The organism is Tenacibaculum sp. Bg11-29 (genome assembly GCF_002836595.1).
In the GTDB taxonomy this organism is placed as follows: domain Bacteria; phylum Bacteroidota; class Bacteroidia; order Flavobacteriales; family Flavobacteriaceae; genus Polaribacter.
Genome location: NZ_PJBB01000003.1, coordinates 967,737 through 987,891, shown reverse-complemented (window position 1 = coordinate 987,891; position 20,155 = coordinate 967,737). Strand labels below are relative to the sequence as shown.

Annotated in this window: 17 protein-coding genes; 7 read left to right on the top strand and 10 right to left on the bottom strand. The window is 29.6% G+C overall.

The features are described from left to right. The first annotated feature begins 78 nt into the window (after positions 1 to 78). Together CXF68_RS04410 and CXF68_RS04405 are read left to right on the top strand one after the other, a co-directional pair. Positions 79 to 1,212, top strand: coding sequence for an SPFH domain-containing protein (locus tag CXF68_RS04410; protein WP_101043152.1), 1,134 nt, complete (start codon positions 79 to 81; stop codon positions 1,210 to 1,212). Between the two features lie 38 nt (positions 1,213 to 1,250). Next, a complete protein-coding gene (locus CXF68_RS04405; RefSeq protein WP_101043151.1) occupies positions 1,251 to 2,354 on the top strand; it encodes a DNA helicase PriA in 1,104 nt (367 codons plus the stop codon). A gap of 57 nt (positions 2,355 to 2,411) precedes the next feature. On the opposite strand, the gene CXF68_RS04400 is transcribed toward CXF68_RS04405, so the two are convergent. From CXF68_RS04400 to CXF68_RS04390, 3 genes are all read right to left on the bottom strand, one after another. Continuing rightward, positions 2,412 to 2,774, bottom strand: a complete 363-nt coding sequence (locus CXF68_RS04400; protein ID WP_101043150.1) for a DUF1573 domain-containing protein — start codon at positions 2,772 to 2,774, stop codon at positions 2,412 to 2,414. Positions 2,775 to 2,881: 107 nt separating this feature from the next. Next, the gene (locus tag CXF68_RS04395) at positions 2,882 to 4,366 is read right to left on the bottom strand and encodes a hypothetical protein (RefSeq protein ID WP_101043149.1); all 1,485 of its coding nucleotides are present in this window, start codon (positions 4,364 to 4,366) and stop codon (positions 2,882 to 2,884) included. Between the two features lie 148 nt (positions 4,367 to 4,514). Further along, on the bottom strand, positions 4,515 to 5,402 hold the full coding sequence (locus tag CXF68_RS04390) for a thioredoxin family protein (protein WP_101043148.1): 888 nt from the start codon (positions 5,400 to 5,402) through the stop codon (positions 4,515 to 4,517). A 485-nt stretch (positions 5,403 to 5,887) separates the two neighbouring features. On the opposite strand from CXF68_RS04390, the gene CXF68_RS04385 reads away from it, so the two are divergent. Both CXF68_RS04385 and CXF68_RS04380 read left to right on the top strand, forming a co-directional pair. Next, positions 5,888 to 6,559: a sensor histidine kinase gene (locus CXF68_RS04385; RefSeq protein WP_232771608.1), complete on the top strand. Its 672-nt coding sequence runs from the start codon at positions 5,888 to 5,890 to the stop codon at positions 6,557 to 6,559. A gap of 6 nt (positions 6,560 to 6,565) precedes the next feature. Further along, a complete protein-coding gene (locus tag CXF68_RS04380; protein ID WP_101047337.1) occupies positions 6,566 to 7,252 on the top strand; it encodes a LytTR family DNA-binding domain-containing protein in 687 nt (228 codons plus the stop codon). Between the two features lie 5 nt (positions 7,253 to 7,257). Here CXF68_RS04380 and CXF68_RS04375 read toward each other — a convergent pair whose 3' ends face one another. After that, positions 7,258 to 7,875 carry an NAD(P)/FAD-dependent oxidoreductase gene (locus CXF68_RS04375; RefSeq protein ID WP_101043146.1) on the bottom strand — a complete coding sequence of 206 codons (618 nt, stop codon included), beginning with the start codon at positions 7,873 to 7,875 and terminating at the stop codon, positions 7,258 to 7,260. Then, positions 7,876 to 8,460 carry a MarC family protein gene (locus tag CXF68_RS04370; RefSeq protein WP_101043145.1) on the bottom strand — a complete coding sequence of 195 codons (585 nt, stop codon included), beginning with the start codon at positions 8,458 to 8,460 and terminating at the stop codon, positions 7,876 to 7,878. A gap of 109 nt (positions 8,461 to 8,569) precedes the next feature. Here CXF68_RS04370 and CXF68_RS04365 point away from each other — a divergent pair, with 109 nt between their 5' ends. Then, on the top strand, positions 8,570 to 9,139 hold the full coding sequence (locus CXF68_RS04365; protein ID WP_101043144.1) for a DUF3109 family protein: 570 nt from the start codon (positions 8,570 to 8,572) through the stop codon (positions 9,137 to 9,139). Positions 9,140 to 9,208: 69 nt separating this feature from the next. Here CXF68_RS04365 and CXF68_RS04360 read toward each other — a convergent pair whose 3' ends face one another. From CXF68_RS04360 to CXF68_RS04350, 3 genes are read right to left on the bottom strand one after another with little or no spacing between them, the layout of a single operon-like run. After that, positions 9,209 to 9,907: a hypothetical protein gene (locus CXF68_RS04360; protein WP_101043143.1), complete on the bottom strand. Its 699-nt coding sequence runs from the start codon at positions 9,905 to 9,907 to the stop codon at positions 9,209 to 9,211. Further along, the gene (locus CXF68_RS20485; protein ID WP_157821851.1) at positions 9,907 to 13,590 is read right to left on the bottom strand and encodes a thrombospondin type 3 repeat-containing protein; all 3,684 of its coding nucleotides are present in this window, start codon (positions 13,588 to 13,590) and stop codon (positions 9,907 to 9,909) included. The genes CXF68_RS04360 and CXF68_RS20485 overlap by 1 nt, the downstream gene beginning before the upstream one ends. A 54-nt stretch (positions 13,591 to 13,644) precedes the next feature. After that, the gene (locus CXF68_RS04350; protein WP_101043142.1) at positions 13,645 to 14,982 is read right to left on the bottom strand and encodes a deoxyguanosinetriphosphate triphosphohydrolase; all 1,338 of its coding nucleotides are present in this window, start codon (positions 14,980 to 14,982) and stop codon (positions 13,645 to 13,647) included. A 234-nt stretch (positions 14,983 to 15,216) separates the two neighbouring features. Between CXF68_RS04350 and CXF68_RS04345 the strand changes: the two genes are divergently transcribed. Together CXF68_RS04345 and CXF68_RS04340 are read left to right on the top strand one after the other, a co-directional pair. Next, a complete protein-coding gene (locus tag CXF68_RS04345; RefSeq protein ID WP_101043141.1) occupies positions 15,217 to 15,717 on the top strand; it encodes a Panacea domain-containing protein in 501 nt (166 codons plus the stop codon). Next, on the top strand, positions 15,710 to 16,036 hold the full coding sequence (locus CXF68_RS04340; RefSeq protein ID WP_101043140.1) for a hypothetical protein: 327 nt from the start codon (positions 15,710 to 15,712) through the stop codon (positions 16,034 to 16,036). Before CXF68_RS04345 ends, CXF68_RS04340 begins: the two co-directional genes overlap by 8 nt. Before the next feature lie 413 nt (positions 16,037 to 16,449). Here CXF68_RS04340 and CXF68_RS04335 read toward each other — a convergent pair whose 3' ends face one another. Then, on the bottom strand, positions 16,450 to 18,852 hold the full coding sequence (locus tag CXF68_RS04335) for a ribonucleoside-diphosphate reductase subunit alpha (protein WP_101043139.1): 2,403 nt from the start codon (positions 18,850 to 18,852) through the stop codon (positions 16,450 to 16,452). A 176-nt stretch (positions 18,853 to 19,028) separates the two neighbouring features. Next, positions 19,029 to 20,000, bottom strand: a complete 972-nt coding sequence (locus CXF68_RS04330) for a ribonucleotide-diphosphate reductase subunit beta (protein WP_101043138.1) — start codon at positions 19,998 to 20,000, stop codon at positions 19,029 to 19,031. Between the last annotated feature and the right edge of the window lie 155 nt (positions 20,001 to 20,155).

The window sequence follows — 20,155 nt, the reverse complement described above, 5'->3', positions numbered from 1 at the left end:
TTTTTTGTTTGTTAAACTTGTAACAAAAAGTAGATTAAGATTACTTATATTGTATGAGTAATCAGTAAAAAAAATAAAATGGGAATTTTCGATGAAATAAAAAAGAAACTAAGTCACGAATTTATTGATATAATAGAGTGGTTAGATAATTCGAATGATACAATAGTTCATCGTTTTGAGCGCTATCAAAATGAAATTAAAAATGATGCGAAATTAATTGTTAGAGAAGGGCAAGTTGGCGTTTTTATAAATGAAGGACAACTAGCCGATGTTTTTATGCCAGGAACTTACACATTAAACACACAAAACCTTCCTGTTTTATCTACTTTAAAAGGTTGGAAATATGGCTTTAACAGCCCGTTTAAAGCTGAGGTTTATTTTGTTAGTTCTCGTATGTTTACTGATGAAAAATGGGGAACTAAAAATCCAATTACATTAAACGATGATCGTTTTGGATTTGTTGAAATAAGAGCCTTTGGTACGTACGCTTTCAAAATAAAAGATGCAGGTAAATTTATCACTGATATTGTAGGTACTGATAGTCATTTCACAAATTTTGAAATTAATGAACATTTAAAGAGTTTAATATCTACACGTTTTACTGATACTATTGGAGAAGCTAATTTACCTATTGAATTATATGCTGCGAATACAACTGAATTATCTGAAACTTGCTTAGAGGTAATGATGCCTGAATTTAGTTCGGTAGGAATTTCATTAGAAAAATTCTATATCGAAAATGTTTCAATGCCAGAGGAACTTAAAAAAGAGATTTTTGAATATAGTAGACTTAATAAAATAGATTTAGATAAGTTAACTAAATTTAAAGCAGCTAAGGCCATGGAAGTAGCTGCGGCTAATGAATCTGGTGCTGCTGGTGCTGGTATAGGAATGGGAATGGGGTTTGCGATGGCACAACAAATGGGAACATTATTCAACCAACAAACACAATCAACTACAACTAGCCAACCAGTATCTACAGGATCAGCACCTCCTCCTTTACCAAATCAAGTACCGTATTTTTACGCAGTCAATGGGCAACAAACTGGACCTGTTAATCAACAAGCTTTAAAAAACTTATTTACAAATGGCACTATTAACACAGATACCTTAGTTTGGAAACAAGGAATGGTTAATTGGGCTAGTTTAAAAAGTGTACCTGAATTACAAAATTTATTAGGTTCTGTACCTCCACCATTACCAAATAATTAAAGTCTTACCTGTTTATTATAAGGTAGGTGTTAACATCAATGAATCAAGAAACAATACAACATTCTGAACAAAAAAAAGCATGTGTTAATTGCGGTGCTGAACTATTATATAAGCCAGGTTCTTCTGAAATTAAATGTAATTATTGCGGTTACGAAGAAGCGATACAAGAAACATATTCTGTATTTGAAGAACTAGAATTGTACCCATATTTAAAAAAAATGGGAGCACAATCTCATACTGAAAAAATAAGTATGCTGCATTGTAAATCTTGTGGAGCAAATCAGCATGTTGAAGAAAATTACAAATCTTTACACTGTGTGTACTGTAGCGAAACATTAGTTGTAGAAGATGCTTATGAAGAAGAATGGATTTTACCAGGTGCTGTACTTCCTTTTCAATTAACACATAAACAATCTCATGAAATTTTTAGAAAATGGGTGAAAAGTTTATGGTTTGCTCCTAATAAACTTCAGAAAGCTTCTTTAGATCCTCAGAAAACAAAAGGTTTATATATACCTTTTTGGACTTTTGATGCTGATATTTTTGCAAATTATACAGGCAAACGAGGAGATTATTATTACGTTACCGAAAATTATAATACTATTGAAAATGGGGAGAATGTTAGAAAAAATAAGCAAGTGAGAAAAACTAAATGGACTTCTACTTCTGGTTCAATAACTGGTTTTATTGACGATACACTCATTAATGCTTCTAAAAAAAGAAATAAAACATTACCTTCTAAAATTACCAATTGGAATTTAAACTCTTTGCAAACTTTTAACTCTAAGTATTTAGCTGGTTTTGTAACTGAAAAGTATACTTTACCTTTAAAAGATGGTCATTTAAAATCAAAAGAAAAAGCTCATAAAATTGCAACTGATTGGGCTTGCAAAGATATTGGCGGCGATACTCAATCTGTGAGTAGTTTAGACTTAAATATTTCTAAGGAAACTTTTAAACATATATTATTACCTGTTTATATTTCTCATTATGTTTATAATAATAAGAAATACCATTTTTACATAAATGGTCAAACAGCTACAATATCAGGTAAAAGACCTTATTCTTTTTGGAAAATATTCTTTTTAGTATTATTTATACTACTAACTATTACAATAATTGTAATAGTAATTAAGGAGTAAAAAAATACTTAAATCAGAAAACCGAATAGCTAACAACTCGGTTTTCTGATTTATTATTTACTCATTCACAAACCCTTTTATTTTTAATGCTTTTCTTTTTGCTTTAGCATTTGAAATTACAGTAAACATTTTTGAAAATCCTCCTACGATATTCGTATTATAAGAAACTTCTATCTTCCCTTTATTACCAGGCATAATTGGTTTTTCTGGTTTCTTTGGAACAGCACAACCGCAAGTAGATACAACTTGTTTAATTATTAAAGGTGCATCACCAACATTTGTGAATTCAAATACTCGTTTCTTTTCTGATCCTTTATCTATTTTTCCGTAATCTATAGATGCTGTTTCGAATTTGAATTCTTGAGCATTTACCGCAACTGCCATAAAAAATATAGTAGCTAATGTTAAAATTATTTTCATGTATTCTGGTTTTAATTAGTAAATCATTTTTATTTTGGAAAAACTTTAAAATATTTTATACGTAGGTTTTAAATCGAAAAATTCTAATATTACAATCAATTTAAAGCTTACTTTATTGATTTTTCTAAATCTTGAAAAGGTATAATTGTTTTTACTTTATGACTTTCTACTGGCCAAGATTGAATTATAGTTTTTACATTCAGTTTTAATTCTTTAATACTATTGTATAGTCCTCTTTGTCTAGCGTTTGCTTTACCTATACTCCCTTCTTTTGGAATCCAACAAAGGTCATCTTGAAACAATAGTTTTTCTTTTGGAAAATAGTAAATCAAATAGTCTTTTGTATGTTCAGACTTTGCTCCTATAAAGTAAATATTCAGTTGGTTTTCCTTCCCAATTATAAAACTATCTTGTATCGTTTTTGTTTTTAATTTTTTGGGTTCAAATTGTAAACTATCTGGTTGAATAGTATGTGGTGCTTTGGCTATATACTCAACATATTCTTTACTAATATTAGTACATAAAACTGTTGCTTCTTTGTGTACAAAAGCTCGTATTCCACCTAAATAATGAGGATGATGATGCCCAAAAACAAAATATTTTATTGGTTTTAAAGGAGCTATTTTTTTTACTTCTGAAATAATAAGTTCTCCATTTTTACTGTTTAGGGGTGCTTCAGCAACTAACATAAAATCTTCAAACTCAACAACCATAATCTTGTCTTCAGTATGCACTAAGTTTATGAAATAAATGAAATCATTGAATTTTTCTGTTTTTACTTTAATTTTGCCATTTTTCTTTGAAGCAATAAGTTTATAGTTATCAGGTTTATCTAGCAATTGTATTTTATCAGCTGTTGTATTTAATCGAAAAATTTCTACTTTATCAACTACTTTCCCATTAATTTTTTTAATCTCAATTTTACTTGGATAGCTTAATGTTTTACTTTTTTTATAAGATAAATATAAATAAGACGTAATCACATCTCCATACAATTCATCGTAAGTTAAGTATGTAATTTTATCAATTAAATTTGTTGATTTATTGATAAATAATTTAACAGGAATCTTACCTATGTTTATTGAATAAACATTGTTTATAACACCTGTATTTATATCTAATTTATTGCTGTTTTCAACAAAATGATTAAGTAAATAAACTGGAGTGTATCGTGCTGATTTAATTAATTGTTTTAAATATATATCATTAGTAATTGAACTTAATTCTTTGTTTCCATAATCTAAATGTAATAGCGTATTCTTAGAATATTCAATTTTAGAATAATATTTTGCTTTGCTGTTTATTGTTAATGTATCTAGTTTTAAAAAACGATTTTGATTAACCCATATATTTCCAATTATTGAATATTTTGTTTTTTCCCATGGCTCAAAATTATGTCCAAGCTTATTTAACTCTTCCTTGAAAAAAAAGGTAATAAGATTTTTATCTGTGGTATCTGCTTGCTTATTCCAACAACTTTGAAGTTGAGTCGTTTTTGAGCAAGATTGAATTACTACTAACAAAACAGCAATAACTAAGAGGTGTTTTGTTTGCTTTATTAACAACACACAATAATTGTTCTTGTTTTTCATATATTCTATTTAATAATTTTCATGAAAGGATTACAGCTTCCTTTAGATTAAAAAGGAAAATGCCTAACAACCTAAACAGTACTACTTCTTTTACTAGTTAACTACTCTTATAAATTTACGTTTTACTAAAAAACATAGAATACATATATTAAATCATCTCTTTTTTTATTTTTCCTATCATCTCTAAAGCGTTTTTATCATTCGGCTTTAATTGTAAAACTTTATCATAATTAATTAATGATTGATTGTAATTTTTTATTGTGTAATACGCTTCTCCTAAACTATCAAAAACATTGTATTTATATGGGTACATTTTAGTATTCAATTCAAAAACAAAAAAAGCTTTACTAATATTCTTAGATCTAAGTAATTTATACCCAAAAGTATTAAGCTCTCTACTTCCTTTTGTAAATTCAACTAACGAGGCAATAAGTTCTTTTTCATTTTTCTTTAATTCATCTAGCGTCTTATCAATCATTAATTTATTTAAATGTTCTGCAACGACATATTGTGGAGTATATTTTTTACCATTAGTGATTGTAAGTAAATCACGTTCAAAATCTTGCTTTGGGTACTCAACAATTCTACCAACTTCTTTATTGTTTTTATAAAAAATAAAAGTCGGAACTCTGTGAATATTTAATCCTTTTTCTTCACCGTTTGGTGATGCTTTATATGCTTCCGGTTTTCTATCTACAGCAATCATTTCTAATTGATCTTTATCAAAATTGGCTTGATCAATTACTTTATAAAATTTGGGAAGTTCTCTTTTGCTATCTCCACACCAACTACCATAAAAAGCTTTAATTGAATAGTTTTTAAGTGAGGTTTTTAATTTATTAACTATTTTATCATTTGTAATATACGCTTCATAATTTTTATGGAACCAAGTAAAACCCTGTATATCAAAAGCTTTTTTATCAGTTTTACCTAATAACATCAATTTACCTTTACTACTTTTAGTTGTTTTATTAATATCTTGTCCTACAACTAAATTGCTGATTAAAAAAAGTAGAATTGTTATTGTTATCTTCATGTGTTTTTATGTTTTTTACTCAAATCTATATCCTTTATGTTCTATAAAAAAAACAAACGGATATACATCAAAGAAAGCTATATTAACTACAATTAATTATTAAAAACAGTAGTACATACTTGCCAAATAACCTTTGGTACTTATTATTTTGTTAAACCATCAAATTTTAGTTACTTTCAATAACCATGATTAAACTAAATAGAAAACATAGCGCTCAGGTGTTAATTCACGTCCTCTTTTGGATCTTATTTGTATTTGTATCGCTATTTGTTTTTACACGCTATTATTGGGCTGAAAATCCATTTTTACAGTATTTTTTCATTCTTGTTCTTATCGTTTATACAAACAATCAGATTCTACTGCCTTTTTTTGTAAAAAAGAGATGGTATGTGCTTTATAGTTTCGTTTTTTTATTGATGTCATTTTTAGCAACACAATTATATTGCAATGTTTTTGCGCGCTGCGGATGTTCAATTATGAAATGTTTGAGTGATTATCTTTGGCAAACATTAACTCCGCTATTGTTTTTTTCTTTTATATGGATGCTTTTTAGATATATTGATACAGCAGAAGAGGTAGAAAAAATACAACAAGAAAGAACAGAAATGGAATTGAAATTTTTGAAATCACAGATAAACCCACATGTTTTATTTAACAACTTAAACACTATTTATTCATATTCAATTGAAAAACCAGGTAAAGCGCCTGATTTAATTTTAAGATTATCAGATAATCTAAAACATGTTTTATATGAAAGCAATTCTGAAAAGGTAAGTTTGTCTAAAGAAATTCAGTTTATAGATAATTATATTGCTTTTCATAAAATTAGAACTGAAGGGCTTAAGCAAATTAACTATCAAACCTCAACAGATAAAGAACATTATAAAATAGCTCCTTTATTACTGATTACTATTATAGAAAATGCTTTTAAGCACAGTACTATTAACAGTGTTATTGATATAAATATTAGCGTGAAAGAAAATATATTGACCTGTATTTGTAAAAATAATTATAATGAAAAAACAGTAAAAAGCCCGAATGCTATTGGTTTAAAAAACCTTAAAAAACGATTGGATTTATTATATAAGAACAAATATGAATTAGTTACTGATAAAACTACTGTTTTTAAAGTATCACTATCTTTAAATTTACTATAAATGCTTATGACTTGTATTATTATAGAAGATGAACTTCCTGCACAAAACATTATAAAAAACTACATTCGAAAGATTCCTGATCTTAACTTGGTAAATACTTTTCAAACTGCAATTAGTGCAAATACTTTTTTAAAAGACAATACAATAGATACCATTTTTTTAGACATTAATTTACCTGATATTTCTGGGTTAGATTTTATAAAAACAATAAAAAACCCACCTAAAATAGTTATTACAACTGCCTACCCTGATTATGCTGTTACTAGTTTTGAATTAGACACTATTGTTGATTATCTTGTAAAACCTTTTTCTTTTGATCGTTTTTTAAAAGCCATCGCTAAAGTTGAAAAGCAATTAAACACTAAACCTTCGATAGAAAAAGAAGTTCTTTTTATAAATGTAGATAAGACTATACACAAACTGTATGTAGAAGATCTTTTATATTTAGAATCTGATAGAAATTATGTTACGTTTTATACTATTGATAAAAAACTAACAATTATTGATTCTTTAAAAAACTGGAAAGATACTTTAGACGAAAGTAAATTCATACAAATACACAAATCATATATTATAAATAAAAAAAAAATAGTAAAGTTCACAGGTACAAACTTGTTTATTAACAATGAGAAATTACCTATCGGAAGAACTTTTAAAAAAGTGCTATTGGCTAATTTAAAAACTAACCAATAGTATTATTATTTATTCACTGTAATTTTATCATGTACTTTCGTTGAAATATTAGCATTCCATTCTGTTAATATATCGGTAGCTACACTTGCTCCGCTACCTGCAGCTATTGCAAATTGGCTACGCCAACCGGCTAAAGTTCCGCAAACATATAAGCCTTTTTTAATTAAGTGATTAAAGTTACGCAGCTGAATTCTATCTTTCATAGCATTTGCTCTCATATGTGGCTCTATATATTGTTCTAATCCTGCTATTTCAAATGGCTTCGCATAATTTAATGCTATAACAACTGATTTACTATAATACTCTTCCTTGTTTGTAATTATTTTATACCCATTCTCATTATCAAAAACAGCTACAACCTTTTCATTTTCTATTTGAGATACACTAGGATATTGACTTTTTAATTGTTCTTTTCCTTCAATTAAAATATCCTTACCTAATGTTCCTTCAGGTAATCCTAAAACATTATTAAACAAAGCACTTTCTAGATGAGAAGCTCGTTGGTGAATTAAAATGCCTATTTTTTTATTTTTAGCGTATTCTTTCTTATGTGCAGAACCTAAGACTAATGCGCATTGCATGCCCGAAACACCACCACCGATAATTAAAACGTCAAAAATCATTTATGCTAATAATACTTTTATATTCTCTGCAAATAATCTTACAGCAATAGCTAATAATATAACACCAAATATTTTTCTAATTATTTTAATACCATTATTACCAATAAATTTTTCAATTTTGGGAGATGTTTTTAACACAATGTAGATAACTAGTACGTTTAACAAAACTGCAACAATTATATTTGATATATGAAATTCTGCACGCAAAGATAAAAGTGTTGTTAAACTCCCCGGCCCTGCAATTAATGGAAAAGCAAGCGGAAAAACTGTTGCCGTTAACGTTTCTTCATCATCGTCATCTTTATATAAAGTAATTCCTAAAATCATTTCTAAGGCAATAAAAAATAAAATAAATGCACCTGCAACTGCAAAAGAATGTACATCAACACCAATTAAACCCAATAACTGTTTACCAACAAATAAAAATAAAATCATTATAAAACCCGCAATAACCGATGCTTTTTCTGATTGTATGTGCCCAACTTTTTTACGCAGGTCAATAATAATAGGGATGTTTCCAATAATATCAATTACCGCAAACAATACCATAAAGGCAGTTAAAATTTCTTTGAAGTTAAAATCCATAATATTTTGTTTTTCGTGTGCAAAATTATATAAGTAATGTCACAATCTAGTATTTTTGCATTTAAATTTTATGTGAAGTTATCGTAAACTTCCAACTTAAACTATTTTTATGTTTCAATTAGGAAAAACTATTGTATCTGAAGACCTTATAGATAAAGATTTTGTTTGTAACCTATCTGCCTGTAAAGGTGCTTGTTGTATTGATGGAGATGCTGGTGCGCCATTAGACAAAGAAGAAACTAAGATATTAGAAGACATATATCCTAAAATAAAGCCATTTCTTCGCAAAGAGGGTATTGCTGCTATTGAAAAACAGGGTACGTGGGTTACAAGTGACTTTGGAGAACTAGAAACTCCTTTAATTGACGGTGCTGATTGTGCTTATGTTATTTTTGATGAAAAACAAACTGCTTTATGCGCTATTGAAGAAGCATACAACCAAGGAGTAGTTGATTGGAAAAAACCTGTTTCTTGCCATTTATACCCTGTTAGGGTTAAAGAATACAGTGAGTTTTCTGCTGTTAATTATGATAAATGGGAAATTTGTGATGATGCTTGTTCTTTAGGGAAAGAACTGCAAGTACCTGTTTACAAATTTGTAAAACAAGCACTGGTTAGAAAGTTTGGACAAAATTGGTATGATGAATTAGAGATACTCGTTGAAAAACGAAAAAAATAATTTATATATTAAAAACAAAAACGACGCTAAATAGCGTCGTTTTTGTTTACTTTACAAGTACATAGTATTTTAATTAACACTAAAACTCCAAACTTGCCCTATCGATTTTGCTCCTGAATTATCAATAGTATTAATTTTCCAGTAATATGTTTTTCCACTTTCTACAGTAACATTTTTTTCTAAAACAGCTACATCGTCTTCTAATAAAGTCAAATCTGTTGTTTCTCCAAAGTATACTTCATAGTTTAATACATCATTTGTATTAGAATCTGCTCCTTTCCATTTTAAATCTACAGATACAGTTCCTGCGACTAATGAAACTTCATTTTCTGGACTTACTATTTCTGCTGTAAATGGAGCTGTATTTGTTTCTCCTGTTCCTTTTGTATAAAAAGCATTTACTAAAGATGCCTCGCCTAATTCATCTTTACTGTCAATAGCTGTTACCCTCCAATAATAGGCAACTCCTTTACTTAAAGTAATAGCTTTTTTTGAGGTGCTAGCCGTTTCCGTATTTGTGATATTAGCCATTTCTCTGGTATCAGAAAATTCTATTTTATAACTAACTTTATCATTATTAGCATCTGTAGCATCACTCCAATCAAAAGAAATTGTATTATCAATACATAATAAATTTTGAGTAGGATATACTAGATCTACTTTTGTTGGTGCTTCATTAACAATTTTAAGGTTTTTAATACTTCCACCACCACAAGAAAGAAAGAAAAAAAGTGAAAATAATGCTATTGATTTTATAATTTTTCTCATTATTTTAATATTTTAAAAGTATTCCTATTATCAGTTCCTATTTTTAATATGTAAATCCCGGAATTAAAGCCTCTAAACGGAATAGATAACTCATTTCCTTGCTTTTGAATTGTTTTTTGTAAAACAAGTTTCCCGCTAACATCAAAAACTTTTATACCTACATTAGAATTGATGTCTGAAGGCACTAGTAAATCAATAGTATTACCTACTGGATTTCTTTTTAAGAAGATATTACCTATCATTTTCTTAAATACTCCTTCACAACTTTTGGCTGTTTTAACTTCTAAAACTCCACTTTTAGCTATCTTAACGTTAAACGTAGATTCATTGAATGTATTTATTAAACTTCCATTTAAATAAACATTATATGGTGCTGTTCCTGAATTTACATTAATTGTATAATCTTTAGATTGTTGATTCTTGGCAACTTTTAATGATACAGTACTCGCTTTTTTAATATTTATTTCAAAACATTGCGTATAATTCTTATCATTAACCTTAATACAAATCTCGTAAGAAGCTGGTTTTAAATTTTCAAAAGTTAATGATGCTGTCGTTAATTGTTTTACTTCATCTTTTTCATCACCTTTTAAGGTTACGATATAACTTACAAACGTTTCTTTTATGTTTACTGTTATTTTCCCATCATTCTCACCTACACAGGTTTCTGATATAGTTTGAATAGAAATATTATCTACTGTTAAATAACTAGAATCACAAATATCTCCTATTCCGTTTCCATTAGTATCTTTCTGATCTGGATTTTTAACATCAATACAATTATCTACATTATCCATAATACCATCGCCGTCAGTATCCTGACAAGCATCGCCTACACCATTACCATCACTATCTTTCTGATCTGCATTTGATGTTGTTAAACAGTTGTCAATAGAATCTATAACGCCATCATTATCGCCATCTTGACAAACATCACCAACGCCATCGCCATCAGTATCTTTTTGATCTGCGTTTGATACTCTAGGACAATTATCTTTATCATCCATAATACCATCTCCATCAGTATCTTGACAAACATCACCAACTCCATTATCATCTCTATCTTTCTGATCTGGATTTATTTTATTTACACAATTGTCATTAATATCTAAAACACCATCGCCATCAGTATCTTGGCAAACATCTCCTATTCCATTACCATCAACATCTGCTTGATCTGCATTAACTGTCGTTGGACAGTTATCTGTATCATTATTAACTCCATCTCCATCTGCGTCTTCTGATAAATTTAAAAAACTACCTGAAAAGATTCCTCTACCATAAGTTGCGGCAAATACGACATTATCATCTCTTAAATCTAAATCTAAAACAGGTACATTACTCATACCATTGTCTGATCGTTTCCATGTTGGTGAACTAGTATTAAAGTTACTTGTTTTCCAAACACCTAAATCAGTACCAATGATTATTTCATTTTCATCATAAGGGTTTTGTATAATTGATTTAACAGGAATATCTGGTAAATCTCCTTCTTTATTTACCCAAGTAACCCCTTCATCACTAGAGTACCAAACACTTACGACTCCATAATTATGCATCGTAACGAAAATTTGATTTTCATTTTTTCCAAATTCTATATCAGAAATAGAACCAATAAAACTAGGTCCTGTAATTTCAGACCAAGATTCTGCATTAGTATTCGCATTTTCTACTTTTAATAACTTCCCATTTTTTAATCCTAAATAAAGCTTACTAGATGTTGTCGTATATGGTGAAATTTTTAAGGTAGATGGCGCACTATTCATTAACGCATTTGTTAAATTTTTTTTTGCTATTGTACCTAACAGACTTGAATATCTTTTTACTATATAATTGCCTCCACTAGAGTAATTTGAATATAAAATATTTAAATTAGAGTCAAGCTCTTCTTGATTAATAAAATCTCCATTAGAAGTTCCTTCCTCATTAACCTCTATTGCACTGTTAGTAGCATAATTATAAATACTTACCGATTGATTATATACGTAATTAGTTATGTAGTACTTATCTGTTCCATCAGTATCAAAAAAACTTGCAGCACCATCACCACCACTAGCTCTTATCGAACTATTAATACCAGTTGTAGCTTCTCGTATTAATTGAGTACCGTTATCTTGTGCACCTGCTATAAAGTATTCAGCGCCATTAAATGCTGTTGTTGGCGCAACACCTACAGTATAAAATTGTAATGTATTATAGTTTTTATTTCTTGCTGAAATATTTGTTCCTGAATTATTTGTAAAATAAACACCTCCGTCATTACTAAAAACCATTCTGTTTGATGATGCAAATGCCAATCCGTGTTGATCTGCATGTACATTTTGAAAACCAAACCCTCCGTACCAATGTGATAATTGATTCCAATTAGCACCTCCATCAGTAGTTTTAAATAAATCAATTCCACCAACATATAAGGTATTCTCATTATTCGGATCTATTCTTAGTAATAAATCATAAAATGCTTGCCCTCTTGTAAAATCGGAAGCCGCAATATTAGCATCAGCATCATTTGGTAATGATAAGGTAGTAACATTTGTAAAATCATCTTCTGTTTTAAACATTTTTACTGGTGCTCCTGATGTACGTGTCTGCGCTAAAACATATACCATATTTGGACTTGTTGGCGACACTGCTATTTCAGTTCTTACTCCATCTGTTATTGTATAAACTTTATTAAATGTAGTACCATTTGTAGATTTAAAGATAACTCCACCTCCATCATAAAATGTAGCACTTCTTGTTGTACTCAAATAAATAGAATTATCAGAAGCTATTTCTAAATCATTAGGTTCATGTTCATTACCTGCAGCTGTTTTAGGTATATTTAGTTGAGAAAAATTAATTCCGTCAACTGATCTATAAACACCAAAACTATCACCTCCTAAAGAAACACCTCCTATATATCCTGATTCTCCTGCCGCGATATATACTTCTGATTTCCCCGAATTATTTCTAACTATTAAATCATTAATATGCTGTATTCCTGACACAATAGTACTATTTGTTGTGCCATTTTCAGTGGCACCTCCAAAAATTTTTGCCCATGTATTTCCTCCATCAACAGTTTTCCAAAGCCCATCTCCATTTGCATCTCCGTTTACATACGACTCACCAGTACCAACATAAAATATTTTAGAATTATTTGGGTCAACAGCAATACAAGAAACTGCTAAGTTTTCTGGAATACCTACACGAACCCATTTATTTGAAGGGTCAGATATTTTTGTATTTTTCCATAAACCACCACTTACACCTCCTGCAAATACAGTTTCGTTAGTAGTATCATTAGGGTCAAAAATTAATGCTCTTGTTCTTCCTCCTACATTATCAGGTCCTCTTTCTACCCAATTATTGTCTACTTCTCCTGGTGCTCTTTTACTTCCTTTACTTCTATTTAACTTTTTTTGAAGTTTTAAAATATTTTCTTGGTGAGTTCTTCCTGTAGTTGGATTTATTTCACTTAAATATTTTTGTTCAAAAAATGCATTTGGTGGTAAACCTTGTGCTTTTCTTTCTTTTTTAGGAAGTTTTCCTATCTTTTGAAATGGATGATTTTTTAAGAATTCAATATGTTGACTTCTTAATTTATTAACATCAGTATTTTTAGTATCTATCACTTTAAAGATACCTCCAACTATAACTAATGGTATAAGTAAGCCAAAAAAAAATGTTTTTTTATTCATAGTAAAATTATATATACTGCTAAACAGTTAAAAACATAAATTATTATATTTCAATTAAGTAATATTCCCTGTCAATTTTTTATGAAATCTTATTGCGAAACCATCTGATAAACCTGATACATAACTACAAATTTGCATCACCCTATCATACAATTCTTCTTTTTCTTGTTGATATTCTTTAGGTAGTAAGTTTAATACTAAGCTATCATAATTAGATTGTGTTCCTGTAAACTTATTATTTAGCGCAGTAACAAAAACATCTAATAGATCGGCAATAATCTTATAGCCCGCTACTTCTTTTTCAACAACATCTTTACTACGATATATTTTTTCTACACTAATTTTAATTATATCGTTTATTTGCGCTTCATATTTACATTTGTCTAATAATGATTTTTCGAAACTCCCGTTTAAAATACTTTCTTCATTTTCTAAAAAAATAGCAACTGCCTCATTAATTAATACACCTATTGCCAAGGCTCTTAAGTAACTTATACGGTCTTTTTTATATTTAAGTGAGTGGTATTTTTTACTATCAATGGTGTTTTTCACTAACTTAATCATATATTCTAAAGCATAATCTTCGTCAATTAAACCAAGATTAATTCCATCTTCAAAATCGATAATTGTGTAACAAATATCATCAGCAGCTTCTACCAAATATGCTAATGGATGACGGTAATATGAAATTCCATCACCTTCTTTTTTTTGCAAGCCTAAATCATTTGCGACATCTAAAAAAGATGCTTTCTCCGATTGAAAAAAACCATACTTTTTATCAACAATATGCTTTGTTGGTTTCTTTGGTAATGATTCTTTAGGGTACTTCATAAACGCACCTAAAGTTGCATATGATAAACGCAAACCTCCATCTGCCCCTTGATTACTCTCTGTTAAAATTTTAAAACCGTTTGCATTTCCTTCAAAATCTATTAAATCTTGGTATTCTATTTCGGAAAGCTGTTCTTTATACTTAAGTCCGTTACCTGTTTTAAAATATTCCCCTATTGCTTTTTCTCCTGAATGCCCAAAAGGAGGATTTCCAATATCATGTGTTACCGCTGCTGTTGCCACAATAGCTCCGAAATCATTAAAGGTATACCCTAATTCTTTAAGGTTTGGATGTCGTTCTAACAACTCTTTACCAACTCTTCTACCCAACGTTCTACCTACAACCGACACTTCTAAACTATGTGTTAATCTGGTATGTACAAAATCAGTTTTAGAAAGTGGAATTACCTGTGTTTTATCTTGAAGGCTACGAAAAGCCGATGAAAATATAATTCTATCAAAATCTACCTCAAACCCTAAACGAGTTTCATCTTGTTTTATACGTTCTCGTTTTTGTGTATCTCCAAATCGTTTTAACGATAATAATTGCTCCCAGTTCATTCTATTACTATAAGTTTCGTCGAAAATACTAAAAAAGAAAAGTTTATAACCAATCTTGTTTTATTAATTCGTCGTTCCGAGGCGAAAATTCATAAATTACTGAATTTTAAATAGTTGTTTTTTACACAATATTGTGTAAAAGAACCGTTTAATCATTGTATTATTATGTATTTTTGTGTATATTAATTCTTTCTAGAAGAATAAGTATTTATTTTTATTACAAATTAAGTAATTATGGGAACAACCAGTTCAGTTGTTAATGAGTTTATAAAACTTGCAAAAAAAACGGATTACAAACTTACCAACATGAAGTTGATAAAGTTAATGTATATATCGCAAGGGCTTTCTTTGTCTTTATTAGAGCGCCCATTATTTGAAAATGATACTATTGAGGCATGGAAATTTGGCCCAGTAATACCGAGTGTGTATCATGAATTTAAACATTTTAAATCGAGTCCTATTACAACGAATTCGGTAATGTTAGATGATGACAATTGGCAACATCTTTCTGAACCTACCTTAAGTAATGAGGAGGATAAGAAAATTGTATTATTAACATGGCAACTATACCGAGATATTTCGGCAAAAGATTTAGTAGATTTAACGCACATGGCAGGAACTCCGTGGAGTTTAACTTATAGACCAGGTCATAATAGAGTTATTAACAACAACCTTATAAAAAGGTATTATGATAGATTTATTATGAACTTAGATAAACAACTAAAGAGTGCGTAATAAATTAGACGAATTATTAGAAGAATCTAAGAATCTTCATGTTGATACCACTAAAAAGATAGATAAAAACACTGCTTTAACCGAACAAGAGGTTTATGACAGAGTACAAGATCGATATGAACGAAAAAAGTATGCTTTTAGAACTTACCTTTTTTTATGTGGATTTACGAGTATAATATTATTAATAATTATATTATCTGGCTTTTCTAAAGTAACTAGTTTTAATTTAAACGATAGTGTTTTAATAGCTTTAATTACCTCTTCATTAGCAACTATTGTTGGTATTTTCATACTAGTTATGCGCTATTTATTTAAATAAAATTACCTCACTCTGAATTTATTTTAGAATCACAGGTTTTTATTTTTTTACTAAAACTCTTTAAAAGAAAAGTAATAAGATTCGTAATCACTCACCGTATGCACACGAGCATCTCTTTTTAATAAAAGTGATGAGTAGTGTTTTCTGAATTTTTATAACCTTTCCTTTAATAAAGAGTCCACACTAAAGGGAATAGTATTCTAAATTTTTATTTTTAACGTATAGTAGTCACCACAATATTAACACGAAAAACAGATTCTCACAATACCCAATACCCCTAAATATTTCATAGGAGTATCCCTAATAAAATAGGTGTAACCCTATTTTCATTAACATTCCTTTAACAAAAAAGAGAAGCTTTTCAGCTTCTCTTTTTATATTTTAATTCTTTTTATTCGTAATAACGATTTGATTTAAGAACCACACATTAAGCAATCATCATCTGGTGCTCCGTTTTTAGAAGCATCAACCATTGCCTTAAATTCTTCAGCATTCATTGGTTTTTCTTCTTCGATCACCACTTCTGCTTTCTTTTCTATATTTAATGTAAACTGTTTCGCGTTTACAGCAGATTTTGTACGTAAATAATACATTCCTGTTTTTAAACCTGATTTCCACCCATAGAAATGCATAGATGTTAACTTTGCATAATCAGGGTCTTTCATAAATAAGTTTAAAGACTGAGATTGATCGATAAAGTATCCTCTATGGCGTGCCATATCGATAATATCTTTCATACTCATTTCCCAAACTGTTTTATATAAGTCTTTTAATTCTTGTGGAATAATATCAATATGTTGAATAGATCCGTTTGCACGCATAATATCTTCTTTCATACTGTTATCCCATAAATTCAACTCTACTAAGTCTTCTAATAAGTGTTTGTTTACAACAATAAACTCACCAGATAATACTCTACGTGTATAAATGTTAGAGGTATATGGCTCAAAAGCTTCATTGTTTCCTAAAATTTGAGACGTTGATGCGGTTGGCATTGGTGCAACCAATAAAGAATTACGAACTCCATGTTCCATTACTTGTGTACGTAAAGAATTCCAGTCCCAACGACCACTTAATTCTTCTTCTTTAACACCCCACATGTTGTGTTGAAACTCTCCTTGAGACATTGGTGAACCTTTAAATGTTGAATATGGCTCTTTTGCTTTTGCCATTTCCATTGATGAGGTTACAGATGCAAAGTATAAGGTTTCAAAAATTTCTTGATTTAACTTCTTAGCAGCATCAGATGTAAAAGGCATACGTAACATAATAAATGCATCTGCCAATCCTTGAATACCTAACCCTACTGGGCGATGACGAACATTAGAGTTTTCTGCTTCTACAACTGGATAGTAATTTCTATCAATTACAGTATCTAAGTTTCTAATTACTTTTTTGGTTACTTTAAATAATTCATTGTGGTCAAAAAACTTACTTCCGTTTTCATCTTCACCAACAAACATTGGTATTGCTATTGATGCTAAATTACATACAGCTACTTCATCTTTAGCAGTATACTCCATAATTTCAGTACATAAATTTGAAGAACGAATAGTTCCTAAATTCTTCTGATTTGATTTACGGTTAGCAGCATCTTTATATAACATGTACGGTGTACCTGTTTCAATTTGAGATTCTAAGATTTTCTCCCATAACTCACGCGCTTTAATCGTTTTTCTACCTTTTCCTGCAGCTTCATAACTGGTGTATAAACGCTCAAAATCTTCACCATAAGTGTCAAATAAATTCGGGCACTCATGTGGGCACATCAACGTCCATTCAGCATCTTGTTGTACACGCTCCATAAATAAATCAGAAATCCACATTGCGTAAAACAAATCACGCGCTCTCATTTCTTCTTTACCATGATTTTTCTTTAATTCAAGAAAATCAAAAATATCGGCATGCCATGGTTCTAAATACATTGCGAAAGAACCTTTACGTTTTCCTCCTCCTTGATCTACATAACGTGCAGTATCATTAAATACCTTTAACATTGGCACAATACCATTTGATGTTCCGTTTGTACCAGCAATATAACTTCCTGTTGCACGAATATTATGTAAAGACAAACCAATACCTCCTGCAGATTGTGAAATCTTAGCCGTTTGTTTTAATGTATCGTAAATACCTTCAATACTATCATCTTGCATTTGCAATAAGAAACAAGACGACATTTGTGGTTTCGGTGTACCTGCATTAAATAATGTTGGCGTTGCATGTGTAAAATATTTTTTACTCATTAGCTCGTATGTAGCGATTGCCTCGTCAATATCTTCTTTGTGAATACCTATAGATACACGCATTAACATGTGTTGCGGACGCTCTACAATATTACCGTTTAACTTTAATAAATAAGAACGTTCTAATGTTTTAAAACCAAAATAATCATAATTAAAATCACGATTATAGATAATAGTAGAATCTAATTTATCAGCATTTTTCATGATAATATCATATACATCATCTGCTAATAAAGGTGATTCTTTTTCTGTACGTGGATTTACATATTTATATAAATCAACCATTGTTTCAGAAAATGACTTTTTGGTGTTTTTATGTAAGTTAGATACGGCTATTCTTGCTGCTAATTTAGCATAATCAGGGTGTGCTGTAGTCATTGTTGCTGCTACCTCTGCTGCTAAATTATCTAATTCAGAAGTAGTTACTCCATCATATAAACCTTCAATAACACGCATTGCAACTTTTACAGGATCAACAATTTTATTTAATCCATAACACATCTTTTTAACCCTTGCTGTGATCTTATCGAACATCACAGGCTCTTTTCTACCATCTCTTTTTGCTACATACATATTATTACTATTGGTTTTTAATTTGGTTAACAGAGTCACTAAAGCATTACACTTATTGTGATTCACATATGTTAAAATAATTTTGTTTCTTTTTGAAACGATTATTGACACTAAAGCACAAATATGCTTTAGCTAATTTTACCGCATGTAGGGGAAAGCAGTACTTTTTTTATTTTTTAAAAATCAGCATCAAAGCTAATATCTCCTGTACCTCCTGATGATACTCCCGCCTTTTGATACTCAGAAACTCTTTTTTCAAAGAAATTTGTTTTTCCTTCAAGTGAAATCATTTCCATAAAATCAAACGGGTTCGTAGATTTATATTCTTTATCACAACCAAATTCTAATAATAATCTATCGGTTACGTATTCTAAATATTGTGTCATTAACTTGGCATTCATACCAATTAAACTTACAGGTAAAGATTCTGTAATAAATTCTCTTTCAATGGTAAGTGCATCAATAATAATTTCACGAATACGATCTTTAGGCACTTTATTTATAATGTGATGGTTATGTAAATGAACTGCAAAGTCACAGTGCATTCCTTCATCACGAGAAATTAACTCATTAGAAAAAGCTAACCCAGGCAATAATCCTCTTTTCTTTAACCAGAAAATAGAACAAAACGAACCTGAGAAGAAAATACCTTCTACTGCTGCAAAGGCTATTAATCGTTCTGCAAACGAATCTGAATCGATCCACTTTAAGGCCCAATCTGCTTTCTTTTTAATTGCAGGAAAAACCTCAATAGCTTTAAACAACCTATCTTTTTCTACATCATCTTTTACATAGGTATCTATTAATAAAGAATAGGTTTCTGAATGAATGTTTTCCATCATTATTTGAAAACCATAAAAGAATTTCGCTTCAGAATATTGAACTTCATTTACAAAATTTTCAGCTAAATTTTCATTAACAATACCATCAGATGCAGCAAAAAAAGCTAAAATATGCTTAATAAAATAACGCTCATCATCAGTTAACTTAGTATTCCAATCTATTATATCTACCGATAAATCAATTTCTTCGGCAGTCCAAATACATGCTTGTTGTTTTTTATACCATTCCCATAAATCATCATGTTGAATTGGAAAAATTACAAATCTATCTTTGTTTTCTTGTAAAATCGGTTCGATGGCAGCCATTATTATTTTGTGCTAAATTTTGTTTATTATTTTGTTTTCTTAGGGGTTAACAAAGATTCAAAAATTTGCTAAAAACTGAAAGCCTTACTTATTCACAAATCCCTTGAAGTTTTCAACAAATTGAAAAAAAAATAAAAAAAGCGTCATTTTCGAAA